This is a genomic window from Candidatus Trichorickettsia mobilis (assembly GCF_963422225.1).
Taxonomy (GTDB): Bacteria; Pseudomonadota; Alphaproteobacteria; order Rickettsiales; family Rickettsiaceae; genus Trichorickettsia; species Trichorickettsia mobilis_B.
In genome coordinates this window covers 57,968-82,471 of sequence record NZ_OY728607.1, presented here as the reverse complement: position 1 = coordinate 82,471, position 24,504 = coordinate 57,968, and the positions used below count along the sequence as shown (strand labels likewise).

The following is a 24,504-nucleotide window of genomic DNA, read 5'->3' as shown; positions in this document are numbered from 1 at the left end:
GCAAGTATCTGAGCCCAAGCATTGCTTGAACTCAGATTAAAATAAAAAGAAAGTAATAACAGTTTAATACACCTCAATTCCTTGTGAAGCATCTTCACCAACTAGCACTCCACATGCTCCTGCACCACCTTCAGGATCATTATCATCATGACGATGATGATTAAAGAAATCAAAAGTTTAAGTTATCTGCTCCTAGCAAGTTTATGTTACCACCGCCAAGGTTAATATCTCCTAGTTCAGCAATTGGATTAAGATTCAAGTTAGCTGCTCCCGTAATAGTTATACTACCATGTTCAGTCTTACTATCGTTAAAAGTTACTTTTGCCATATTAACAACCCATTTTTAATTAATTATTTGTATAAATTTTAGATCGATCTAAAATCATTATTATCACTTGATAATTATTTTGTCGATGATCATATATTAAGAATGTTAAATGTTTATTTGGAATTGATTAGGAGTTAGTTATGAATATAGATAAATTTACTGCTCACGCAAAATCTATACTTAGCAAGACACAAAATACAGCAGCTGCTAATGACCACCAGCAGGTTTTACCATTACATTTATTATATGCATTATTAAATGAAGAGACTGGTATTATTAATAACTTGACTCACTTGGTTGGTATTGATATCAACCAGCTCAATCAAAATGTCGATATTGAATTAAATAAACTTCCTAAAGTACAGGTAACCGGTGGCGGACAACTTTATTCTTCTTCAGAATTATTAAAAATATTAGATAAATCTATTACACTTGCCAAAAATAATAATGATAGTTTTGTAACCATTGAACGTCTATTTGAAGCTTTATCATTCGATAATACCATTGCTGGCAAGATTTTACAGCAAGCTGGTGGAGAATCAAAAAAAATAACTAGCGCCATTACGGGTTTTAGAAAAGGACGAGTAGCAGATAGTGAAAGTGCAGAAAGTACCTATGAGGCACTAAAAAAATACGGCCGAGATGTTACCGAGAAAGCAGCACAAGGTAAACTTGATCCGGTTATCGGTCGCGACGAAGAAATTAGACGAGCTATCCAAGTATTGTCACGTCGTACCAAAAATAATCCGGTATTAATTGGCGCTCCTGGAGTTGGCAAGACTGCAATCATCGAAGGTCTAGCCACTAGAATTTTTAATAAAGATGTACCGGATACTTTAAGTGATTGCCGCATTATTGAGCTTGATATGGGTGCGTTGATTGCCGGAGCAAAATATCGTGGTGAATTCGAAGAAAGATTAAAAGCAGTATTAAACGAAATCAAGAATGCCGGTGGTGAGATCATATTATTTATTGATGAACTACATTTATTAGTGGGAGCCGGTAAAACTGACGGTGCGATGGATGCCTCAAACTTACTCAAGCCGATGTTAGCTCGCGGTGAGTTGCATTGTATTGGCGCTACTACTTTAGATGAGTACCGGAAATATATTGAAAAAGATGCTGCACTTGCTAGGCGTTTTCAACCGGTATATGTCAGTGAACCGACAGTCGCCGATACTATTTCAATTTTACGTGGGTTAAAAGAGCGCTATGAACTGCATCATGGTATTAGAATTTCTGATAATGCGATAATTGCTGCTGCTACCCTCTCTAATCGCTATATTACCGATCGTTATCTCCCAGATAAAGCGATCGATTTATTGGACGAAGCAGCAAGTCGCTTAAAAATTGAGGTATCTAGCAAACCTGAGGAACTTGATGAGCTTGACCGTCGAGTTATTCAAATCAAAATCGAGCTTGCTGCACTTAAAAAAGAAACTGACGAGCATTCACAGAAAAAAGTTACTGAATTAATCAAAACCTTAGATGAACTGGAAGCTAAATCATTGGATATGACTGCTAAATGGCAAGCTGAAAAATCAACCATGCAAATCAGTCAAAAAATTAAAGAAGATTTAGAACGTGCTCGCCATGAACTTGAGCGTGCAGAACGTAATGCTGACCTTGCAATAGCCAGTGAATTAAAATATGGCACCATTCCAGAATTAACTAAAAAGCTACAACAAGCAGAGGCAGCAAGTGGTAATAAACTGTTAAGAGAAGCAGTTTCAGAGAGCGATATTGCGATTATTGTTTCCAAAGTTACCGGTATTCCAATTGATAAAATGTTATCAAGTGAGCGTGATAAGCTGCTACAAATGGAAGAACAATTACGTAAATCAGTGATTGGACAAGACGAAGCAATAACAGCAATTAGTGATGCAATACGCCGCTCACGTGCCGGTATACAGGATGTTAATCGCCCTTTGGGTTCATTTTTATTTCTTGGACCTACCGGCGTTGGTAAAACTGAATTAAGTAAAGCTTTGGCTGAATTTTTGTTTGATGATCGTCATGCTAGCCTTAGAATTGATATGTCCGAATATATGGAGAAGCACGCAGTTTCACGTTTAATTGGCGCCCCACCAGGATATGTTGGCTATGAACAAGGAGGGATATTAACTGAGGCAGTGCGCAGACGTCCTTACCAGGTAATTTTATTTGACGAAATTGAAAAAGCGCATCCAGATATTTTTAATGTCATGTTACAAATATTAGATGAAGGTAGATTAACTGATAGCCAAGGGGTCACTGTTGATTTTAAAAATACTATTATTATTTTGACTTCCAACTTAGGAGCAGAGATTTTAATTAATCAACCAGAGAACGAAGACACTAGTAAAGTTAAAGACCAGGTAATGGCTTATGTAAGTGCAGCGTTTAGGCCAGAATTTTTAAACAGATTAGATGAGATTATTTTATTCCATCGGCTAAGCCGGAGCAATATCCATGATATTGTAAAAATTCAGCTGGATGGCTTGTGTAATAATTTGATGCAACAGCATATTAAATTAGAATTTGATGAAGCAGTAATAAATTGGCTGGCAACAAAGGGCTATGAACCAATGTTTGGCGCCAGGCCATTAAAAAGAGTGATTCAGCGAGAGCTACAAAATAAGCTGGCAAAATTGTTATTAGCTGGTAAAGTTAACAGTAATGATGTTATAAAAATAACAATAGAGGATGGAGTTTTAGTGATTGGTTGAGTTGTCATCCGAATACATAAGGTCATCCCGAACTCACAACAGCTATCATCCCGAACTTGTTTCGGGATCTCATCAGGACTTCATAAGATCCCGAAACAAGTTCGGGATGACCCTTCTGTCAGAATGAACCATCTGTGTTCGAGAACATTGTGCGCTCAGGATACTCAGGATACATTATATGCAGCAATACGAACAATATGTTGGCCAATATAATGATTTTATTAACAAAAATAACATTGGCAATCAGTTCATATTACAAGCTACAACTATTGAATATTCCAGCAAGAATTTTCGAATTTTAAAGTATCAAGCTGATCAAACTGTTACCAACCGAGTAATTTTAGTTGTACCTTCGATTTTTAATTCTCCAGAAATTTTATTTTTAGGAAAAACCGGCGGTTTAGTCAGCAAGCTCCGACAGTTAGGTACAGTATATTTGATTCATTGGCAATCCATTACCGATGCTGATTATTCGCTTGATGATTACGTATTGGAATTAGCACATGCTTTAGATATATTAAATAATACTACAAAGAATTTGATAAACTTAATAGGACACTGTATAGGTGGAAATTTATCAATAGCAGCTCAAGTAATTAAACCGGAACTAGTTAAAACCTTAACTTTACTCACTACGCCCTGGGATTTCACTCATTTTAGTGCTAATTATCAAATTCAACAATATCTTGATTTAGACAAAAACATCCAATCATTACCAGTAATTCCTAAAATATATACCAAAATTTTATTCTTTTTTTTAGCGCCAGAATATTTCAACACTAAAATTGTCAGATATTGTGACTTAGATTTAGAAGAAGATCGGCAATTATTTTTTAAAATTGAGCATTGGTTAATGTCTGGCTATGACCTACCAGCAGCAACTTATTTTCAGATTACCGGAGAGCTAGTAACTGCAAATATACCAGCTCGCAACTCTTGGCAGATAAATAATAATATTATCGATCCATCAACAATCAATGTTCCAGTGAGCTTAATAATAGCACGAACAGATAAAATTGCACCAATGTCATCTATTTTGACTTTGCTTCAAAATTTAAAACATTCTACAATAATAGAAGTTGAAGGTGGGCATATTAGTTATTTACTAAAAAATGCTTACGGAAAATTTTTTCAAATGTATAAATCATGGTTTGAGGAAAAACAATAGACTTCCTTCCAAACTCTCTGGTAGTGAGGAAGTTTTAGGAGAAATTATAGACGAGCACCGCAACGTACTACTTGTACGTGAGGAGCGCAGACGAATTTCGACAACAAAATTACCACTATCAGAGAGTTTGGAGGAAAGTCTAATGAATGATAAAGCAGTATATATTACCTATGCAAAAAGAACAGCCGTTGGTTCTTTATTATCGAGCTTAAAAAATTTAACTGCACCAGAACTTGGATCAACAGTGATCAAATCAATATTGCACTCAAGTGCCATCGCCCCTAGCGCTATTGATGAAGTGATTATCGGTCAAGTACTAACCGGTGGCGCCGGTCAAAATCCGGCAAGGCAAACATCAATTTTGGCTGGCATTCCACAAGAAGTACCAGCTTTTACGGTAAATAAAGTATGTGGTTCGGGTTTAAAAACTGTATGTTTGGCAGCACAATCGATAGCTCTAGGTAATGGAGAAATTATTCTTGCTGGTGGTCAGGAAAATATGTCGCTTGGCCTTCATGGGGCTTACATTAGAGCTGGTACTAAACTAGGATCGATTAATATGATTGATTTAATGCAATATGACGGGTTAACAGATGTATTCTCTGGCAATTTAATGGGAATTACTGCTGAAAATATTGCTAAAAAATTTAATATTACTAGGCAAATGCAAGATGAGTTCGCACTGGGATCGCATCAGAAAGCAGCACAAGCACAAAAATCTGGATATTTTCAAGATGAGATTGTACCGATAGAAATTAATGTAAAAAAACAAAATATAATATTTGACCAAGATGAAGGTATAAGAGTTGATAGCAATATTGCAGCGCTAGCAAAACTACGTCCGGCATTTGATCCAAATGGTACTGTCACCGCTGGTAATGCTTCAACTATTAATGATGGTGCAGCAGTAATGATGCTAGCTTCTGAAGCGGCTATCAAAAAATATAATCTAACTCCTTTAGTGCGGATAGTATCTTTTGCTGAGGCTGGAGTAGACCCTAGTATCATGGGTACTGGCCCCGTTCCAGCAGCAAAAAAAGCTTTAGCAAAAGCTGATTGGCACGTTAACGATCTCGATTTAATTGAATGCAATGAAGCTTTTGCTGCTCAAGCAATTTATGTTAATCAACAACTAGAATGGGATTTAAGTAAAGTTAACGTTAGTGGTGGAGCAATAGCTCTTGGTCATCCTATTGGTGCTAGTGGAGCAAGAGTGCTAGTAACATTAATCAATGGCATGATTGCTCGTCAGGCTAAAAAAGGGCTGGCAACACTTTGTATTGGTGGTGGTATGGGAATAGCCATATGTGTCAGTAGATGAAGTTCATGAGCATCAAGTCATGAACATTCACGATATTAAATATAACCTTGCTGCAGCTTATCATACCAATTGCAATAATTAACGCGGTGGCCTAAAATGGATTTTTAACGGATAAAAGGTACTCAAATAGCTAAGTTAATATTGCCGCTAGGTTTTCATGATCATGATTTTATAAAAATGATGAAACATGAGCCGCATGGTCGGAATCGCATACGTTTATTGGCGATGTATCACCTTCAATTAGGCAAATCTTTTAAAGCCATATCTGCAATAGTGAAGTTGCACTGGAAAACCGTGCAATCATGGCTCAGAAGATTTAGAAATCATGGTTTTGAAGGTTTATTTGAATCACAAAGAAGCGGCGCTCCTAGGAAGATTAACACTCTACAAGAATCTGCTCTTTTTGATAAAATCAATATGCTCAGTGAAAGTGAAACTGGCGGGTATATAACCGCAAAGGAGCTACATAACATGTTGCTTGAGGAATATGGCGCTAAATGCGCTTTAAAAACAGTCTACAATACTATGCATCGCCTTGGTTTTAGCTGGATTACTTCTCGTTCAATGCATCCAAAGTCAAATCAAGAGACTCAAAATACATATAAAAAAACTTCCCAGACATGTTAACAGAATTATTACCAAAAAATATCGATAGATGTAACGTTGATATATGGTCTCAGGATGAAACTCGAGTTGGGCAACAAGGTAGCTTAACTCGTATATGGGCTAAACGCGGCACTAGACCCCGTAAAGTTCGGCAACAGCAATTCATTTCAACATACATTTACGGAGCTGCTTGCCATGATACGGGAGAATCTTTTGCATTAATTTTACCATATGCCAACACACGGGCAATGAATAAATTCTTAGAAGACCTTTCTCTCACTACTCAAAGCAACCGACATATAGCTTTACTAATGGATAATGCAGGTTGGCACACAGCCAAAAAACTAACTGTTCCAAGCAATATCACTTTGATACCGCTTCCGCCTTATGCACCAGAACTTAATGCAATGGAACAAGTTTGGGAGTGGATCAAAAATCATTTCTTGTCTAACCAATGTTACGGTGCATATGAAGATATTGTCACTATGGCTTGTTACGCTTGGAATCAACTTGCTCAGAATGTAGATTTAGTAAAATCAATTATGTATAGAGACTGGATAAATACACCGTGTTAATTATTGCAATCGGTATCACATTCTATCAATGCTACAGCTTGATGACCATACTTATACCCATTTGTCGGCAAGACCTGAAGGAGCAGATTTTTACTATATTTATCCATTTGGTTTACGCTTTGAAGAAGTAACAGTAGCTAATCTCTTGACAGTAAATCTTGATGGCACGGTAATTGACGGTTACGAAGAGCAATATAATAAAACAGGATACGTCATTCATGGTTCGATTTATCAGGCACGATCTGATATTAATGCTATTTTTCATATCCATACTCCAGCTACAGTTGCAGTGTCTGCAATGAAAGAGGGGTTATTACCTATCAGTCAATGGGCGCTACATTTTTATAATAGAGTTTCATATCATAACTATAATTCATTAGCATTAGATCAGCTGCAACATGGAGTCGATCTAATACAGGATTTACAAAAAAATTACGTAATGTTTTTACGCAATCATGGTGTAATTACCTCCGGTCGCACTATTCATGAAGCCATGTTTTATACTTATCATTTGGAGCAAGCCTGTAAAACACAATGCCTATTTCATGGCAATTATCAATCTTTAGTCTTACCGTCAACAGCAGTTTGTCAGCAAGCAGTGCAGGATTTATTGTCCTTTGAGCAGAATTTAGGTTTTCGAGATTGGCAAGCATGGCTTAAGGTTTTGAATAAACATGATCTTCAGTTATAGTAGTCAATTTAGTAGGATTGAGTGCTAGACGTAAGAGGAGTGAAGCCTATAAATTAATAGCTATATACTCCGCATCTTTCAAGAATTACTCTTCCAAAATTTCGTAAGCTCCATTCCTCAAATCACTATTAACTATGTTCCGGAGCCGGCTCTTTATTTTGAAATTCAATTGTTATCATATTAATATTTATATCTAGTTATCGTTATCTGTCGCTTATACTTATTAACGTCAATACATGCTTAAAAAATTATATCGCAATAAAAATCAGGTCACATACATATAAAACTAATTATTTATATAATTATATCAATAATACTTGACAGAAACTAAAATAATATCTATAATTTTTAAATAGAACTAAATATTGAGAGAAAAATTATGAAAGGACGGCCGAGGGTTATAAATATTGATGATTGGAGTAATCTTCAGGGTAAGCCATTACATAAGGTACCTGCTAGAATTAGAAGTTTTGCTAATTCTAGCAACAAATCACTTGTAGAATATGAAACCTCTATACAAACTACAGTTGAACAGTTTCTAGAAAATGGAGGAAGCGGTGACGACCTATGCAATAAACATTTAAGTGATATAATTGGCCTATTTAGGATCAAATTTAATAAATACCTTAAACTTTCGACTGAACTACCTGCTGGACTAAAGCGCACATTAGATAACCTCCAGAACACAAATGAACTGACTAATGATGTAAACGCACTAATCTCAAAGTTTATTGAAGCTAAATTTATAACTTATAAAGTAAAAATATTAAAAAATAGTAGCTTGTATACAAATGAACTAGATGATCTAATCTCACTAGCTAAAAAATTTATAACTGCTAGACGTAGTTTAGAAAATAGTAGCTTAGATGCAGATGAACTAGACAAAGCAATCTTCTCACTAAACCAAAAGTTTGTAACTGCTGGAGCACACATAAAGCAATTATTAGAGAATAGTAAGCTGTACACAGATAAACTGGATAATGAACTGGATAACATAGTCATACTAGCTAAAAAACTTATAATTGTTGGAGCAGACATAGATTATGAGACAGCTACTAAACACTCTATATTATATGAGCTAACTCATGTGCTCGATAATCAGCATGCAATACTAAACACGTTAGATAATGAATATAAACTTGCTGTACAAAAAAACATACAACAAAAATTAGGAGAAATTTTTGCTTGTATTATTGCCAATGATCTATTCAAACTTAATCCAGAATTTGCTTGTAATACTGCCAATGATCTATTCAAGCTTAATCCAGAAATTACAAAACATTTAATAGATATAAAAGAATGTTTAGAAGAAGATCAGTTTGCAGCTTTACAAGAACGCGTTACTAACGAGTTTATAAATATGATGCAACAGTCTCCTGAGACAGTCCAGAATGTAGAACAATCTCTAAATTTTATAGAACAAATCAATCCAGAACTAATGACAGCTCTAAGTGAACTAAAAACAGTTAAGCTCAATATAGGATGTATGCTATTAAATTGCTTAGGCTTAAGTACACTTGCCCCTGAATTATTAAAAACAGACTATAGCAAAGATGGAGATCAGTTTGTTCTTAATAGCATGAATAGCTTTAGTGGATTTAGTCAATGGGATCAAAATCTGCATATAAAAACGTTAGAATTTTATGAAAAATATCCTGCACGCATAGATCAACTGCTAGATATTGTCGCTAACAATCCAGAGCTTAAGGAACAACTAATCGCTAATTTACAACAAAATTCAGGATTACGCACAACATTTCAAGATTAGACCTCTTTCGAAACTGGACTAAATATGCTATAAAGTCGAATTTACTTAATTTAGAACTATATGAGATATAAAAATTTAAGCATTTTATCGGAAGAGCATTTTAGAAGATTAACTGGGGTAAGAAATAGTACATTCGAAAAGATGGTAGGGATTTTAAAGACAGAGAAACAAATAAATAGGAGGTACCAAGGTGGCAGAAGAGCTAGTCTTAGTATGGAAGACAGCCTATTAATGACACTTGAATATTTAAGGGAATACCGTACCTATTTTCATATAGCTAAGAATTATGGGGTTAGCGAAAGCAGTGCATTTAAAACAATTCGTTTTGTTGAAGACACTCTAATAAAACATCCGGATTTTGCTCTTCCAGGTAAGAAGGCTCTAGTTAAAAGCGGTATGGAGTATGAATTAGTTTTAATAGATGCTACAGAAAGCCCTATAGAGCGACCCCAAAAAAACAGAAATACTATTACTCAGGTAAAAAGAAAAGACATACGTTAAAGACTCAAATAGTAGTAGATAAGAAAAGCAAACGAGTCATATGCACTTCTTTTTCCAATGGTAAGCGTCATGATTTTAAATTATTTAAAGAATCAAGAACCCATATACTGCCTGAGGTTAAAGTGATTACTGATACTGGTTATCAAGGCTTACAGAAGATTCATACAAATTCTGAGCTACCAAAGAAAAAGAGTAAAAAGAATGCTTTAACCAAAGAAGATAAGAAAAATAATAGAAGTTTAGCAAGTGACAGAGTATTAAATGAAAATGTTATAGGTATGTTAAAGCGTTTTAAAATAATTGCTGATAAATATCGAAATAGACGCAAAAGATTTGGTCTTAGGTTCAATTTAATTGCTGGTTTATATAATTGGGATCTTGGTAAATGAGTTTCGAAAGAGGTCTATTATATTAATCTATCTCCGATAACGGCAGTATTGCTTCAAACTAAACTAGGGGAAGTAACACAAATCTCAAGTTTAGAGGAATTTGCACCTATGATTATTATTGATGCACAAAATCAACAGAGTCCAGATGTGCTTTCACCTTTATTAGGAAGAGATGAACAAAATTATGATTATTCAGAGTTCTCACAATTGTGAAATATTATACTAACTAAAGTGCTGGCAAAATCAGTTGCCATGATTTTACAATTATTTCATGGCAACTATCAGTCTTTAGGAGAGTGTTCAATGAACTGTGTCAATTAAAGTAAGAATCGTCATTGCGAGGCCACGTTAGTGGCCACAGCAATCCAGCCAATTTTATTGACGCCTGAGTTTTTTCTGGATTGCTTCGCCTTCCCAATGAACACTCTCGTCTTTAGTTTTATACCAGCAACAGTAGTTTGCCATCAAGCAGCTGCAGGATTTATTGTCTTTTGGACAGAATTTAGGTTTTCAAAATTGGTAAGCATGACTTAAGGTTTTGGATAAACATGATCTGCAGTTATAGTAAATCGCCATAATTTATCCGTAGCCTTGTTAATACCAATTCGTTTTGTAGCAATAAATTGTTGGTTGATGGTAAGCGAAGTCGTGTCATTATTTAAAACATACAATATATCATTTGTAGTTATATCAATACCATTATGAATTAAATTAATTCCCAGAGTACGACAGATTTTTCCTGGACCATCCAATAATACAGAAGATGGAGATAATAGCTTAAGACCACGAATTAAGACTGCGCTTGGTTGCCCTAAAGGCTCGGTAACAATATTTAGACAATGGTACATACCGTAAATCAGATACACATAACTTACCCCTGGAGATCCAAACATTATTCGAGCACGATTAGTCGGTCCCTTGAATGCATGCGAAGCCTCATCATCCGTACCTCTATAAGCTTCGGTTTCAGTAATAATTCCCTGATATTGTTGAAACACCAGTATTTTGCCAAGCAACCCTTGCGCTACTTCCACCACATGATTTTCAAAGAATGTTTGCCTAAGTCTAGTCATTATATGTGAATCTCTACCGAAAATTAAATTAGCATGAGTCGAGGTAGACAAAGGTCAAAATTGAAGAAGTGCTAGGAGTTCCTCCGTCTGCGAAACGGAGCGTACACTTTAGTTTGTTTCGCATCGCAGATTCTTACGCGTTCGACAACGCAATTCTCAATTTTTACCGAGTATACTTGTAGTACCATCAGCCTTATCTGCTAATACTATCCCCTGCTTAGATAGTTGTTCACGTATTTTATCGGCAAGTTGCCAGTTTTTATCTCTTTTGGCTTGAGTACGTTGATTAATTAAACTAATAATAGCTTCATCATTAATATCTTGCTTAAACCATGCTGCAGCTGATTTTTCCATCAGACCAATAAATCTTGCACAGGCCAGCATTGATGAAGCGTTAAGCTTCTTCTCATTATTAGTGGTTGATAAATAAGTTAATTTTGCATAATCATTAATGATTTTAATAGCTAGAGATGTATTCATATCATCCAACAAACTGGCAATAAAGTTTAATGGTACCTCTGGTAAATAGTCATATGATATACCTTCAACCGCTCGATACCAATAATTTAGTGTCTTAGTGGCATTCGCAAGAGTATTATCATTAAAATCCAATGGCTTATGATAATGTGCTCCGAGTAGCGCCAAACGAATTGTATCTCCATCTACTCCCTTAATAATTAAATCACGAACGGTAATAAAATTACCTAAAGATTTACTCATTTTCTCACCATTAACAGTAAGAAATCCATTATGCACCCAATAATTGGCATAGTTGGAACCGGGAAAAGCACATTTGCTTTGCGCAATTTCATTAGTATGATGTGGAAAAATTAAATCAGCACCGCCACCATGAATATCAAAATTTTCACCAAGATATTTATAACTCATCGCTGAACATTCAATATGCCACCCTGGCCGTCCACATCCCCAAGGACTATCAAAATTGGCTGATATATCAGTACCGGCCATCGGTTTCCACAAAACAAAGTCTCCTGGATGTGTTTTCGATTCATCTGCGGCAACTCTTACATTATATATCATTTCGTCAATGGTACGACCTGATAATTCGGTATAATTTATACTGCTGGTTATATCAAAATAAACATGATTATCTATTACATAAGCCGCTCCTAGTGCTATGAGTTTCTGAATAATCTCAATCATACAATCAATATGCTCAGTAGCTATAGGCTCAATATTAGGATTTAAACATTGAAGATAAGCCATATCTTCATGGAAATCCTTAGTCGTTTGTTGAGTCAAAGCTTCGATACTAATTTGTAATTCCATTGCACGATCGATGATTTTATCATCAATATCGGTGATATTACGTACATATACTACCTGACCTTTGCCAAAAAGATGAATCAACATTCGATATAAAATATCATAGATAATTACTGATCTACCATTGCCAATATGCGGATGATCATATACTGTTGGTCCACATACATACATTTTAACCAAGTTATTATTTATAGGTCTAAATATTTCTTTAGTTCTGGTTTTAGTGTTATTTAGAAATAATTGCATTTTATTTTCAGATATATTTTATGTATTTATTTTATATGTTTAAATATTTATGACATTACCTTAATATTAAACTATAAGTTGATTATAAAAATGGATTTTAAATTAAGCAAAGAATCGACTGATTATCATGTAAACATTAGAATTATAACATTCGTTGTAACTTTAGTATTTTTAATCGTAATGTTTATATATTGTATCAGAATATACACCAGCAAAAAGCAAAGTATCATGTATGATATTAGGACAGAAGCTGAGCTCTTAGCCAATGTTTTTGCTACCGATTTAAATTATTCTTCATATTTTTTGAATATTGTAACGCGTAAGCTGGGTAATTATCACATGAATTTACAATATATTCAAAGGGTATTGCAAGATTATGGCGAATTAGCAAAATTTAATACCGTCTTTGGATGGCGTAAATATAGCTGGGTAGATGTTAATTTCCGTGAAGTTGTCACTAGTGCTCAAGGAATCATTGCCCATCCAAGAAGATTGGATTTTATGGAAACCATTACTAAAGAGTTAAGTGATCAAGAACAAATAATGTTTTACATGAGCAAAACTATTTATAAAAATGACAGTCTTAAATTAATTGCAGGAACTAAAAACACAGAAAATAACAAGTATGTTGGCTACATGGTCTTAAGCTATGATATAGCTACCATAATTCGTAGGTTAAATGCTAGTAAAGAGAATTATACTAACTTTATTATTTTAGATAATAAAAATACGGTTATAGCACAATCTCAACCAGTAATTCATAATATTATTAATGATAATGGCGTAATTTCGACTTATTTAAATGAAGTACTGGAACGCATTGATTTCTTTAATAAGACAGAACAAGAAATAGCATATTTAGATGTACTCAGCGGAGTAAATTATTATATAAAAAAAATAAGTAACCTACCTTTTATCTTAATAGTAAATCTAGATGATGATGAAATAAAAAACAACATTTTGGATGACGTCATTAAAAAATTTCTTGAAGTATCCGTATTTGTCTCTATTTTTTTGTTGATCGTAATTTCAATTTATCGTCGCGAAACCTATTTAAGAGAAAAAGCAGAACAGGCAACTATTGCTGCAAATCTTGCTACTAAAGCTAAATCTGATTTCCTAGCTTTTACAGCTCATGAGATTCGTTCACCGTTAGGATTTATTACCACTGGATCAGAAGCGATGATTAAACAATATTTTGGACCATTATCAGATACATATTGTGATTATGCTAAAGGCATTCATCAAAGTGCAGAAGTAATATTAAAATTTATTACTGACATATTAGATGAGAATCAGATTATTGAAGGTAAGTTTCAAATCGTAAATGATATTACCTCTATTACGCAAATACTAAAAACAGCTATATATGTTAATCAGGCAAGAGCTGATAAGAAAAAAATAAAAATAAATCTTAATATGCCGAATTCATTACCTGGGTTGATTTGTGATAGCCGACGTATGATACAAGTAATGAATAACCTGCTGAGTAATGCCATAAAATATTCCAACGAAGAAACAATAATTACTATAGATGTTAAAATTATCTCAAACAGTCTGGTACTTGATATTATCGATCAAGGCATAGGTATGACTGAAGAAGAAATAAAAATAGCTCTTAGCAATCACGGGATTATCTTAAAAAAGAATCATAATTTAATAGATTCATATGGTCTTGGCCTACCAATAGTAAAAATGCTGCTTGATGCTCATGAGACAACATTTTTAATCAAGAGTCAACCAAATGTTGGTACGAAGGTAACGATCATTTTTCCCAAATATAAACTAATATATAATACTAAGTGAGAATCAGAGAGTGTTCAATGAATCATATGTGTCAAGCTAAGGAAAAAGAATCTACATCGTCATTGCGAGAGCACGTTAAGTGGTCGAAGCAATCCAGTTAAATAGTCGTTCCACTTTCTGGATTGCTTCGACTTTGTCTCGCAATGACGGGTGTATTGTGCCCAAGCAAGACTTTCCTACGTCTTTTTTTCCTTAACTTGACGCGTATGGTTCAATAACTGTATCAAATGAAATTGGTCTACCTTGTCCAGTGTAAACACTTCACTTTTATAATAATTAGGCATGTATAAAACGAATTATTTAGAATTACTATCTAAATTACCACTCACATTATTATTAATTATTAGTGTACTTTGCTGCAGTGGTTTTATTATACTTTATTCTGCTGCTGAAGGCAGTATATACCCGTGGGCTTATAAGCAAATAATAAATTTTTGTTTATTTATGCCGCTTAGCATCTTAATAGCTATTCTTGATCCCAGGATAATTTTTAAATTTGCCTATCTATTCTATTTCTTAATTTTATTATTACTTATTGGCGTTGAAGTATTTGGTACTATTGCTATGGGTGCAAAACGTTGGATAGATTTTGGTTTTACCAGAGTGCAACCATCAGAACCAGCAAAACTTGCGATCGTATTAATGCTGGCAAAATATTTTCATCAACTACCAATTATAGATCTTACAAAAATATCAAAATTATGCATGGCAGTGATTGGAGTAGTAATACCGGTTATATTAATTATTAAGCAGCCTGATCTAGGTACAGGAGTCATTACCTTGATTGTTGCTGGCTTCATGTTTTTTGCAGCTGGTGTAAGACTATGGAAATTTATTGTTATTGGAGTCAGTATACTGCTGAGTTTGCCAATAATTTGGCATTTAATGTATGATTATCAACGTAAGCGGGTATTAGTGTTCTTTGATCCAGAAAAAGATCCCCTTAATGCTGGGTACAATATAATTCAATCAAAAATTGCTATTGGTTCAGGGGGAACCTTTGGCAAAGGATTAATGAATGGGACTCAGAGCCATTTAAGTTTTTTGCCAGAACATCAGACAGATTTTATTTTTGCTACCTTTGCTGAAGAATTTGGTTTTGCTGGCGGGATATGGTTATTAACACTATACTCATTAATAATATCAATTTGCCTGACTATTGTGGTTAATACTAAAGGTATCTTTGGCAAGCTGATAGTTGTGGGTGTAACCGCAATCTTTTTCAGTCACGTATTTATTAATATAGCAATGGTGATGGGAATGTTGCCGGCAGTAGGTGTGCCATTGCCATTTATATCTTATGGTGGTACAATGATGGCTTCAATGTTAATAGGGTTTGGCTTAGTGATGAATGTGCAGGTACACCGACACATAAATTTATAAAAGCATTAGCTAAAACTACCCAATCGGAGTTCGTTATTATGCATTGTTTACGACTATTATTAAACTTATAACTGTTTTGTAAGTAATGCACTCCATGTTCAAAAAATTGTTTAATATTTTTATTATATTATGTTTTATAATAAGTTTGTTTTTATTATTATTATTGCCATTAGTACTATATCGTCTTGGTATTGAAAGTGAAATTTTTCCGGCATTAGAAATAATTATTATTTATTATTTTAGCTTAAATTATCAAATAAAATATTGGCAAATATTTATTATTGGCATATTCCTTGATCAACTATACCATTTTCCTATTGGTACAAGTACAGTAACATTCTTACTGACTAATTTGCTATTAAATAAATTACGCATTTGGCTGATAATTAGAACAAACACGGTAAATTTTATCGTATTTTGTGGTTATGCCTTTTTGGCGCTAGTTATTAGGTATTTAATTTTTACTAGCAAATCATCAGCTGTGTTAAATCCAGTGACGATATTATTTCAATATTTAACGACTATTTTTTCTTATCCACTATTAATGATCTTGTTTGATAAATCATCACTCTATTTAAAGAAGCATGCTAAATAAAATATTCCATAATCAAATAATATCACGTCGTACTTTTCTGCTTGGCGCAGGTAAGCTAGGATTACTATCGATACTCGCAAGCAAAATGTTTTATATGCAATGTATCAAGAAAAGTGAATACACTACTTTATCAGATAAAAATCGGATTAGTTTAGTACTAGTCCCCCCTAATCGTGGTCAAATTTATGATACTAGTGGTCAATTATTAGCTACTAACAAGCTTTGTTTTAGGTTGTTATTGAATAAGAATAGTCAACTAAGCTATTCACAGGAGTTAATATTAATTAGTCAAATTTTAGGACTTAATCTTGAACAACAAGAATATATTGAGAAAAAAGTAAAAAGAGCTGATCGTAGAATGCCGGTGATGATTCTTGATCAACTTAGCTGGGAACAAATAGCTATTATTGAAGAATATAAACATAAATTAAGTGCTATTTCTATTGATATGGGACAAGTAAGATTTTATCCAGTGCACAATGCAACCGCACATATACTTGGCTACATTGGACAAGTGAATGAGCAAGAATCTCGAGAATTACCAGTTAGTAGTCGTGATTTTATTATAGGAAAATCAGGCATTGAAAAATATTATGAAGAAGAGCTACGTGGAAGTTTTGGCTATAAGCAAATGGAAGTTAATGCTTTTGGTAAATATATTCGAGAATTAACACAAGTAAATAGTGTGCCTGGTCAAAATATTACTTTAAATATTGATGCAGAATTGCATACCAAAATTGAACCTTATTTAAACCAATATGGTTGCTCAGCAATTGTGATGAATTGCCGTAATGGTAATCTGCCAATTCTTGCTATTAGCCCTAGTTTTGAACCCAACAATTTTACCAAACTATCACAAGAATATTGGCACAGTTTAATTAATGATCCCTATAAACCATTGATTAATAAGGCAGTGCAGAATGCTTATCCTCCAGGTTCGGTATTTAAAATAATTACTATTCTAGCGGCGCTCGAAGCTGGTATCACTCCAGATAAGGTGGTGTATTGCAATGGTACTCCAGCTTTAAAAAGTGGATTCCGTTGTGCTAGCCGTTTAGGGCATGGCGGCTTGGATATGATTGGAGCACTTAAATGTTCTTGTAATTCTTATATGTACGAGATTGCAAAATTAATAGGTGCCAATCGAATTATTAACATGGCTAAAAAATTCGGTTTTGGTACCCCAACTGACATTGATTTACCAGGGGAAGTGCTAGGATTTGTTCCTTCCAAAAAATGGAAAAAAAGTAAATTACGACTAGATTGGACATTAGGCGATACCTTAAACCTATCGATTGGACAAGGATTTCTTTTAGCTACCCCTATTCAATTAACTCGTTTTTGTGCAGCCATAGCAAATAATGGCAAGCTTTATACACCAAGACTAGCTAAAAACACCCCTAATTATACTCAAATTGATATTAACCAAGAGCATCTTGGGCTTATCAAAGAAGCAATGTATCAAACGGTCAATAGCTTAGGCGGCACTGCTTATTATAGTCGTATTCTAGAAGAGAAATTTCAGTTTGCAGGTAAAACTGGAACTGCACAAGTGCAATCAAAGGCGAATGCCAATGATGATCTAAGTCGACAATCTATCTCGTGGGAAAAACGTAATCATGCAGTATTTATCGGGTTTGCACCCTATAACGATCCCCAATATGCAATTTCAGTATTTGTAGATCACGGTGGCAGTGGTGGCAGAGCAGCAGCACCACTTGCAAGTAAAATTATCCAGGAGATTTTGCAGAAGCATGGCTAATGATTAGTCAAAGCTACCGATTACCTAGGAATTCGGTAGCTTTATCTAGTAGTGATCTAGAAATTATCGCTAATTTCTCCGATTGTGATCTTAAGTACTTTGTATAGATTTAAGTACTATTTATATATATACAACTCAGAAGTTAATTTTTTGTAAACAAACAACTTATAACTCAATATTTTTTACTTATTAAGTTCATTTTTTGTTATGACATGAAAAGCAAGTTATTATACTTAGACCTCTTTTACGTTTGAGTTTGTGAGGGAGTCTATGGTTAATTTTGCTGTGACATTAAGTTATGAGATATATTTATTTTAGACAACTATTGGGTCATAAAATAAAAAAATTCCACCTTTTAGTTTAATTTATTTGACTTGATATCTTTATATGAATATATTGAAGTAATACATATTATTTTAATATATGCTAAATAACTATAAAAAAGGTATAGCTCATATGAAAAAACAAAATATAGAAGAAGTTAAAAGCACCTCGGTAAACAGTATTATAGAAAAAGTTATTCCGCAGCCATCAGCAGAACAAATAGGACAAGAATCTTGGTTAAGAAATAATCTACTGCTAGATAAGGTAGAAACAGGTTTAATTAAGGCTCGGTTTCAGGGAATTGAAAAGGTTGTAGTGCCTGTATCTCCAAAAGCTGCAAAATTATTAACTAGTAACTTATCATGGAAAGAACACTTATCTGATTCTATGGCTCCAGTAAAGGAATGTACTATTATCATACCGCGAGAGACTAATGTGGTTGGAGGCAAGCAGACTAATCTAAGCTTGCAAGAAGATCAATTGTCTGTGATGAGTAGTGCCAATAAACGTGGGGTAGAAAAAATAAAAGTAATTTTTTCATCAAATAGTGATAAGTATATTCATTAGACCTCTTTCGAAACTGGACTAAATATGTTATAAAGTCGAATTTACTTAATTTAGAACTATATGAGATATAAAAATTTAAGCATTTTATCGGAAGAGCATTTTAGAAGATTAACAGGGGTAAGAAATAGTACATTTGAAAAGATGGTAGGGATTTTAAAGACAGAGAAACAAATAAATAGGAGGTACCAAGGTGGCAGAAGAGCTAGTCTTAGTATGGAAGACAGCCTATTAATGACACTTGAATATTTAAGGGAATACCGTACCTATTTTCATATAGCTAAGAATTATGGAGTTAGCGAAAGCAGTGCATTTAAAACAATTCGTTTTGTTGAAGACACTCTAATAAAACATCCGGATTTTGCTCTTCCAGGTAAGAAGGCTCTAGTTAAAAGCGGTATGGAGTATGAATTAGTTTTAATAGATGCTACAGAAAGCCCTATAGAGCGACCCCAAAAAAACAGAAATACTATTACTCAGGTAAAAAGAAAAGACATACGTTAAAGACTCAAATAGTAGTAGATAAGAAAAGCAAACGAGTCATATGCACTTCTTTTTCCAATGGTAAGCGTCATGATTTTAAATTATTTAAAGAATCAAGAACCCATATACTGCCTGAGGTTAAAGTGATTACTGATACTGGTTATCAAGGCTTACAGAAGATTCATACAAATTCTGAGCTACCAAAGAAAAAGAGTAAAAAGAATGCTTTAACTAAAGAAGATAAGAAAAATAATAGAAGTTTAGCAAGTGACAGAGTATTAAATGAAAATGTTATCGGTATGTTAAAGCGTTTTAAAATAATTGCTGATAAATATCGAAATAGACGCAAAAGATTTGGTCTTAGGTTCAATTTAATTGCTGGTTTATATAATTGGGAGCTTGGTAAATGAGTTTCGAAAGAGGTCTATTATGAATCAAGTCCAGAGGATCTAAAGCTACAAGAGTTTTCACTTAAGGGTTTTCAAAATAAATTTAGCAAAAGTACATCATACATCGATAAAGCAATTGATAGTGTACAAATTTTTAACCCTGCTGCATGGATCCACGGAATAGGTAATGCATTTCGTAATGGATTACCAAATGCTGATACGAGAATAATAAAAGTTCTAACCACTGATAGCATAGGTAATTTACATTTTACCTCAGAGTACAACGATAAAAAATCGAAAATAGAAGCTGAAGTAGATTTTATAGGTAGTGCATTTCTTGAATTTGAATTAAATCAGACACCGCTTGTAGGACGCTTAGATGAACAACAACATTGTTGTGGTTGCGAGCTGTTTTGATTTACAAATTTTTTTGAACTGAGGTCATCCAGCATGTTCAACTGGCTGATGCTATAACGCTATACTAGCCTCCACTAGTTTTCTAGCCTCATCATCAGCAATTAAGGCTTCAACAAATTCATCTAATTGCCCTTCCCTTACAACTTCATCTATTTTATACAATGTTAGATTAATGCGGTGGTCAGACACCCGTCCTTGCGGGAAATTATAAGTACGAATTCGTTCAGAACGGTCTCCAGAGCCTACTTGGCCTTTTCTTGATAAAGATCTTTCCATTTCTTTCTGGTGTCGTTCTGCTTCATATACTCTAGAGCGTAAAATCTTTAAAGCCTTAGCTTTATTTTTATGTTGCGATTTTTCATCTTGTAAGGCGACCACAATGCCTGTTGGCAGGTGAGTAATTCGTACCGCTGAATCAGTAGTATTTACATGTTGCCCACCAGCCCCAGAAGCTCTGTAGGTATCTATTTTTAAGTCTTTATCTTCAAGCTTAATATCAATTTCTTCTGCTTCCGGCAATACAGCAACTGTTGCTGCAGAAGTATGAATTCTACCGCTAGATTCGGTTTCAGGCACACGCTGAACTCGGTGTACTCCTGATTCAAATTTTAATTTAGCAAATACACTATTGCCATTAATAGAAGCTGTTGCCTCCTTATAACCACCAATTCCAGTATCAGAGATAGAGAGTATCTCAAACTTCCACCCTTTTAATTCCGCATATTTTTGATACATATTAAATAATTGTGCAGCAAATAGCGCTGCTTCTTCACCACCACTACCGGCTCGTACTTCGATAATTGCACTTTTGCTATCTGCTTCATCTTTTGGCAGTAACGCAATTTTTACCTGGTGCTCCAGATTTGGAATAAGCCCTTCAAGAGTGCGTAATTCTTCTTCGATCATCGTTTGTGTCGCTGAATCCAAATTAGTATCTCTCGCTAATTCCTGAGTATCTTTTAAATCAGCTAAGGCTTTGTGATATTGATTGATGGTAAAGACTATAGTAACTAGCTCAGCATATTCTTTTGAAGCTTTGATAAATTCATCGCCAGTAATACCGCTAGCAAGTTTTTCCGTTAATTCGTGATGTTTTTGTAGAATTTTATCCAGATTGTCTATAAAACTCATGATATTCCTGAATTATTATTCCTGGATGATCCTAATATTTTTGCTTGCGCTGCAGCCACTCTGGCAATCGGGATGCGGTAAGGAGAACAGGAAATATAATCTAATCCTAATTTATGGAAAAATTTTATTGATTGTGGATTACCAGCGTGCTCTCCACACACTCCTAACTTCAGCTTGGAATTACGCAACCTACCACGCTCTACAGCAATGCTAATCAATTCTCCTACTCCAACTTCATCCAATTGAATAAATGGGTCGTGTGGAAAAATTTGTTGAGCTAAATAATCAGGAAGAAAGGAAGCAATGTCATCTCTGGAAATACCGTAAGTAGTTTGTGTTAAATCATTAGTGCCAAAACTGAAATATTCTACTTCTTCAGCTATTATTCCAGCTTGCAAAGCTGCCCTTGGTAACTCGATCATCGTGCCGATAGTGAAATGTATGGTAGCAGTTTCTGGAGACTCATTCGTGCAATTTAAAATAGGTGCTGATATTTGAGGAAAATCATTAACAACTTCCTGGATATATAGTTTTAGTGTTTTTAGCTCATTAACATTGCTAATTAACGGGATCATCAGCTCAAGAATTACTGGTACTGGTGTTGGTTCTTCTTGTAAGGCTTGAATTGCGCCTAAAATTGCTCGTACCTGCATTTGATAAATTTCAGGATAGGAAATACCTAGTCTACATCCTCGATGGCCAAGCATTGGATTGACCTCATGCAAAGCGTGTAGCCTTTGTTGTATAATAGCCAAAGGGAGATCTAGGCTTTTTGCTAAGGCTATTTTATCAACTTCCTGTATTGGTAAAAATTCATGCAATGGTGGGTCAAGTAATCTGATATTTACAGGCAAGCCATTCATAATGCGAAATAGTTCTTTAAAATCTTCAATTTGTAAGGGCAATAATCTTGCTATTGCTGATTTCCGCCGTGTGATATCAGGTGCTACAATTATTTCTCTTATTAATGGAATTTTATCGGCATCAAAAAACATATGTTCGGTACGACATAAGCCAATACCTTGCGCACCAAATTTTAAAGCCATTTTGGCGTCTAGTGCTGTTTCTGCATTAGCTCTAACTTTTAAGTCACGAACCTCATCAGCCCAGTCAAGTAGGGTGATAAATTCATCAGAAAATACTGGATGAACTAATGGAACTCTACCTAAAAATACTTTCCCACTAGTGCCGTCAATAGTGATTTCGTCACCTTGTTTAATCATTATGTCACCAATTTTAAAAACCTTATTGGTTTCATCAATAGTGCTACCGCTGATGCCACATATACAAGGCTTGCCAAGACCTCTGGTGACCACTGCAGCATGTGAAGTCATTCCTCCGCGAGCAGTAGCTATCCCTGCAGAGACATGTATTCCTTTTATATCTTCTGGGCTGGTATCATTACGTACCAGGATTACTTTATGATGTGCAGCCATTAATTCAGCTTCTTGCGTAGAAAACACCACAATACCAGTTGCTGCTCCTGGAGAAGCCGGTAGACCTTGAGCTATTACTTCCAATGGCTTACTATAATCAACCCGGCTATGCAATAATTGATTTAATGATTCCGGTTCAATACGCATCAGCGCATCAGTCTTTGAGATTAATTTTTCTTGTACCATATCTACTGCTATTTTAATAGCAGCACTAGCAGTTCTTTTAGCACTACGAGTTTGTAATAAATATAATTTACCATTCTCTACCGTAAATTCTATATCTTGGGCATCACGATAATGGAGTTCAAGCTGCTGACAAAGATCTTGCAGCTCTTGGAAGGCAGAAGGCAGTAGGGCTTGCATGGAATTATGATTATTCATAATCGGCATTGGAGTTTTAGTCCCGGCGACTATATCCTCTCCTTGAGCATTTATTAAGAATTCACCAAAAAGCTTTTTCTCACCTGTAGACGGACAACGAGTAAACACTACTCCAGTAGCAGAATGATTGCCAGTATTGCCAAATACCATCGATTGGATGTTAACTGCTGTTCCTAATTTTTCTGAAATATCATGTAGTGTTCTATATGTAATAGCGCGATCATTTTTCCAGGATCTTAATACCGCTTCAATGGCAGAATGTAGCTGTAGATAAGGATCGGTAGGAAATTCTTGACCAGAATATTTGATAATAATTTTCTTAAAATCATCTATAGTTTTTTCTAAAGATTCAATGCTAACTATATCATTGGTTTGTTGTAAACTTGTTTGCGTTTTATTTAGCTCAAAACTATCTTCAAATAAGTAATAGGGAATCTTTAATACAATTGATCCATACATTTCTAAAAAGCGGCGATAACAGTCAAACGCAAAATGCTTGTTTTGAGTTTGATTAATTATAGCATTGCAGACTTCATCATTCATCCCAAGATTTAAGATAGAATCCATCATTCCTGGCATCGACACTACTGCTCCCGAGCGAACAGATAACAATAATGGGTTGATAGTTCCACCAAAGAGTTTTCCAGTATCTTTTTCTAAGCGCTGTAAACTATGTTGCAATTCATTATGAAAACTTAATGGTAATATATCATGATGTTCATAATAATAATTACAAACTTCAGTAGTGATAGTAAAACCTGGGGGTACCGGCATCCTTAATTTGGACATACAAGCTAGGCCTGCGCCCTTACCACCAAGTTGATGTTGCATGTCATCACTACCTTCAGCAACTCCAGTACCAAAATAATATATCCATTTATTCATTAGACCTCTAAATTATTCTGGTTGCCATGGTTTTACAGTTATTTCATGGGGTGATTACTAAGTAATCGTATTTATATAGTTAAAACAGTTGAATTGGCGTTTAATTTTATTAAGTCATGCTGAATTCATTTCAGCATCTCCTGAAGCAATCATGAGATCCCGAAACAAGTTCGGGATGACATAGTGTTTATTAAGCTAATTCAACTGTTTCAGCTATAGTTCACGGTTTTTAGAAAAAGATGACGTCTTGTATGTGGTATTAGACCTCTTTCGAAACTCGCGAAGCT

The 24,504-nt window shown here is 34.6% G+C and carries 19 protein-coding genes; 14 read left to right on the top strand and 5 right to left on the bottom strand.

Features of this window, described 5'->3' with window-relative positions; translation table 11 throughout:
• Positions 1 to 169: 169 nt before the first annotated feature.
• Positions 170 to 328 carry a hypothetical protein gene (locus R2I74_RS00360; protein ID WP_316353087.1) on the bottom strand — a complete coding sequence of 53 codons (159 nt, stop codon included), beginning with the start codon at positions 326 to 328 and terminating at the stop codon, positions 170 to 172.
• 140 nt (positions 329 to 468) lie between these two features.
• Between R2I74_RS00360 and clpB the strand changes: the two genes are divergently transcribed.
• The 8 genes from clpB (at position 469) to R2I74_RS00320 (ending at position 10,055) form a co-directional block, all read left to right on the top strand.
• Positions 469 to 3,036 carry an ATP-dependent chaperone ClpB gene (clpB, locus tag R2I74_RS00355; protein ID WP_316353086.1) on the top strand — a complete coding sequence of 856 codons (2,568 nt, stop codon included), beginning with the start codon at positions 469 to 471 and terminating at the stop codon, positions 3,034 to 3,036.
• 178 nt (positions 3,037 to 3,214) lie between these two features.
• A complete protein-coding gene (locus R2I74_RS00350; protein WP_316353084.1) occupies positions 3,215 to 4,204 on the top strand; it encodes an alpha/beta fold hydrolase in 990 nt (329 codons plus the stop codon).
• Positions 4,205 to 4,346: 142 nt separating this feature from the next.
• Positions 4,347 to 5,525, top strand: coding sequence for an acetyl-CoA C-acyltransferase (locus tag R2I74_RS00345; RefSeq protein WP_316353082.1), 1,179 nt, complete (start codon positions 4,347 to 4,349; stop codon positions 5,523 to 5,525).
• 141 nt (positions 5,526 to 5,666) lie between these two features.
• Complete coding sequence (locus R2I74_RS00340) at positions 5,667 to 6,152, top strand: helix-turn-helix domain-containing protein (RefSeq protein ID WP_316353080.1); 486 nt, start codon at positions 5,667 to 5,669, stop codon at positions 6,150 to 6,152.
• Positions 6,146 to 6,706 carry an IS630 family transposase gene (locus R2I74_RS00335; RefSeq protein WP_316353004.1) on the top strand — a complete coding sequence of 187 codons (561 nt, stop codon included), beginning with the start codon at positions 6,146 to 6,148 and terminating at the stop codon, positions 6,704 to 6,706. The genes R2I74_RS00340 and R2I74_RS00335 overlap by 7 nt, the downstream gene beginning before the upstream one ends.
• Positions 6,693 to 7,397, top strand: coding sequence for a class II aldolase/adducin family protein (locus R2I74_RS00330; RefSeq protein WP_316355229.1), 705 nt, complete (start codon positions 6,693 to 6,695; stop codon positions 7,395 to 7,397). Before R2I74_RS00335 ends, R2I74_RS00330 begins: the two co-directional genes overlap by 14 nt.
• 379 nt (positions 7,398 to 7,776) lie before the next feature.
• Positions 7,777 to 9,165 carry a hypothetical protein gene (locus R2I74_RS00325; protein ID WP_316353079.1) on the top strand — a complete coding sequence of 463 codons (1,389 nt, stop codon included), beginning with the start codon at positions 7,777 to 7,779 and terminating at the stop codon, positions 9,163 to 9,165.
• Positions 9,166 to 9,225: 60 nt separating this feature from the next.
• Positions 9,226 to 10,055, top strand: a protein-coding gene (locus R2I74_RS00320) for an IS5 family transposase (protein ID WP_316353078.1) whose coding sequence is annotated in 2 segments (ribosomal slippage) — positions 9,226 to 9,616 and positions 9,616 to 10,055 — 831 coding nt in all. Because the reading frame shifts where the segments join, the coding sequence is not laid out codon by codon here.
• Positions 10,056 to 10,585: 530 nt separating this feature from the next.
• Here the strand turns inward: R2I74_RS00320 and R2I74_RS00315 are convergent.
• Together R2I74_RS00315 and cysS are read right to left on the bottom strand one after the other, a co-directional pair.
• Positions 10,586 to 11,131: a DNA-3-methyladenine glycosylase gene (locus tag R2I74_RS00315; protein WP_316355226.1), complete on the bottom strand. Its 546-nt coding sequence runs from the start codon at positions 11,129 to 11,131 to the stop codon at positions 10,586 to 10,588.
• A gap of 153 nt (positions 11,132 to 11,284) precedes the next feature.
• Positions 11,285 to 12,661 (bottom strand): cysteine--tRNA ligase, encoded by a 1,377-nt coding sequence (gene cysS / locus R2I74_RS00310; protein WP_316353077.1) that lies wholly within the window; start codon positions 12,659 to 12,661, stop codon positions 11,285 to 11,287.
• A gap of 90 nt (positions 12,662 to 12,751) precedes the next feature.
• Between cysS and R2I74_RS00305 the strand changes: the two genes are divergently transcribed.
• The 6 genes from R2I74_RS00305 to R2I74_RS00280 all read left to right on the top strand — a co-directional run bounded on the left by R2I74_RS00305 (position 12,752) and on the right by R2I74_RS00280 (position 19,988).
• The gene (locus tag R2I74_RS00305) at positions 12,752 to 14,467 is read left to right on the top strand and encodes a sensor histidine kinase (RefSeq protein ID WP_316353075.1); all 1,716 of its coding nucleotides are present in this window, start codon (positions 12,752 to 12,754) and stop codon (positions 14,465 to 14,467) included.
• 282 nt (positions 14,468 to 14,749) lie between these two features.
• Positions 14,750 to 15,850, top strand: a complete 1,101-nt coding sequence (rodA, locus tag R2I74_RS00300; protein WP_316353073.1) for a rod shape-determining protein RodA — start codon at positions 14,750 to 14,752, stop codon at positions 15,848 to 15,850.
• A 94-nt stretch (positions 15,851 to 15,944) separates the two neighbouring features.
• A complete protein-coding gene (locus tag R2I74_RS00295; RefSeq protein ID WP_316353071.1) occupies positions 15,945 to 16,445 on the top strand; it encodes a hypothetical protein in 501 nt (166 codons plus the stop codon).
• Positions 16,435 to 18,207 (top strand): penicillin-binding protein 2, encoded by a 1,773-nt coding sequence (gene mrdA / locus R2I74_RS00290; protein ID WP_316353069.1) that lies wholly within the window; start codon positions 16,435 to 16,437, stop codon positions 18,205 to 18,207. The genes R2I74_RS00295 and mrdA overlap by 11 nt, the downstream gene beginning before the upstream one ends.
• A 456-nt stretch (positions 18,208 to 18,663) precedes the next feature.
• The gene (locus tag R2I74_RS00285; protein ID WP_316353066.1) at positions 18,664 to 19,098 is read left to right on the top strand and encodes a hypothetical protein; all 435 of its coding nucleotides are present in this window, start codon (positions 18,664 to 18,666) and stop codon (positions 19,096 to 19,098) included.
• A gap of 60 nt (positions 19,099 to 19,158) precedes the next feature.
• Positions 19,159 to 19,988 (top strand): IS5 family transposase gene (locus R2I74_RS00280; protein ID WP_316353063.1). Its coding sequence is split into 2 segments (ribosomal slippage): positions 19,159 to 19,549 and positions 19,549 to 19,988, totalling 831 coding nucleotides; the frame shifts between segments, so codons are not numbered across the junction.
• A gap of 447 nt (positions 19,989 to 20,435) precedes the next feature.
• Here the strand turns inward: R2I74_RS00280 and prfA are convergent.
• The gene (gene prfA, locus R2I74_RS00275) at positions 20,436 to 21,515 is read right to left on the bottom strand and encodes a peptide chain release factor 1 (RefSeq protein WP_316353061.1); all 1,080 of its coding nucleotides are present in this window, start codon (positions 21,513 to 21,515) and stop codon (positions 20,436 to 20,438) included.
• Entirely contained in the window at positions 21,512 to 24,217 is a 2,706-nt protein-coding gene (gene ppdK, locus R2I74_RS00270) for a pyruvate, phosphate dikinase (protein WP_316353059.1), read from the bottom strand. Before ppdK ends, prfA begins: the two co-directional genes overlap by 4 nt.
• Positions 24,218 to 24,504 lie beyond the last annotated feature (287 nt).

Bases quoted from the DNA above. Each gene is read 5' to 3' on its own strand.
- R2I74_RS00360 (WP_316353087.1), bottom strand. From the start codon at position 328: ATGGCAAAAGTAACTTTTAACGATAGTAAGACTGAACATGGTAGTATA.
- clpB (WP_316353086.1), top strand. From the start codon at position 469: ATGAATATAGATAAATTTACTGCTCACGCAAAATCTATACTTAGCAAG.
- R2I74_RS00350 (WP_316353084.1), top strand. From the start codon at position 3,215: ATGCAGCAATACGAACAATATGTTGGCCAATATAATGATTTTATTAAC.
- R2I74_RS00345 (WP_316353082.1), top strand. From the start codon at position 4,347: ATGAATGATAAAGCAGTATATATTACCTATGCAAAAAGAACAGCCGTT.
- R2I74_RS00335 (WP_316353004.1), top strand. From the start codon at position 6,146: ATGTTAACAGAATTATTACCAAAAAATATCGATAGATGTAACGTTGAT.
- R2I74_RS00325 (WP_316353079.1), top strand. From the start codon at position 7,777: ATGAAAGGACGGCCGAGGGTTATAAATATTGATGATTGGAGTAATCTT.
- cysS (WP_316353077.1), bottom strand. From the start codon at position 12,661: ATGCAATTATTTCTAAATAACACTAAAACCAGAACTAAAGAAATATTT.
- R2I74_RS00305 (WP_316353075.1), top strand. From the start codon at position 12,752: ATGGATTTTAAATTAAGCAAAGAATCGACTGATTATCATGTAAACATT.
- rodA (WP_316353073.1), top strand. From the start codon at position 14,750: ATGTATAAAACGAATTATTTAGAATTACTATCTAAATTACCACTCACA.
- R2I74_RS00295 (WP_316353071.1), top strand. From the start codon at position 15,945: ATGTTCAAAAAATTGTTTAATATTTTTATTATATTATGTTTTATAATA.
- mrdA (WP_316353069.1), top strand. From the start codon at position 16,435: ATGCTAAATAAAATATTCCATAATCAAATAATATCACGTCGTACTTTT.
- R2I74_RS00285 (WP_316353066.1), top strand. From the start codon at position 18,664: ATGAAAAAACAAAATATAGAAGAAGTTAAAAGCACCTCGGTAAACAGT.
- prfA (WP_316353061.1), bottom strand. From the start codon at position 21,515: ATGAGTTTTATAGACAATCTGGATAAAATTCTACAAAAACATCACGAA.
- ppdK (WP_316353059.1), bottom strand. From the start codon at position 24,217: ATGAATAAATGGATATATTATTTTGGTACTGGAGTTGCTGAAGGTAGT.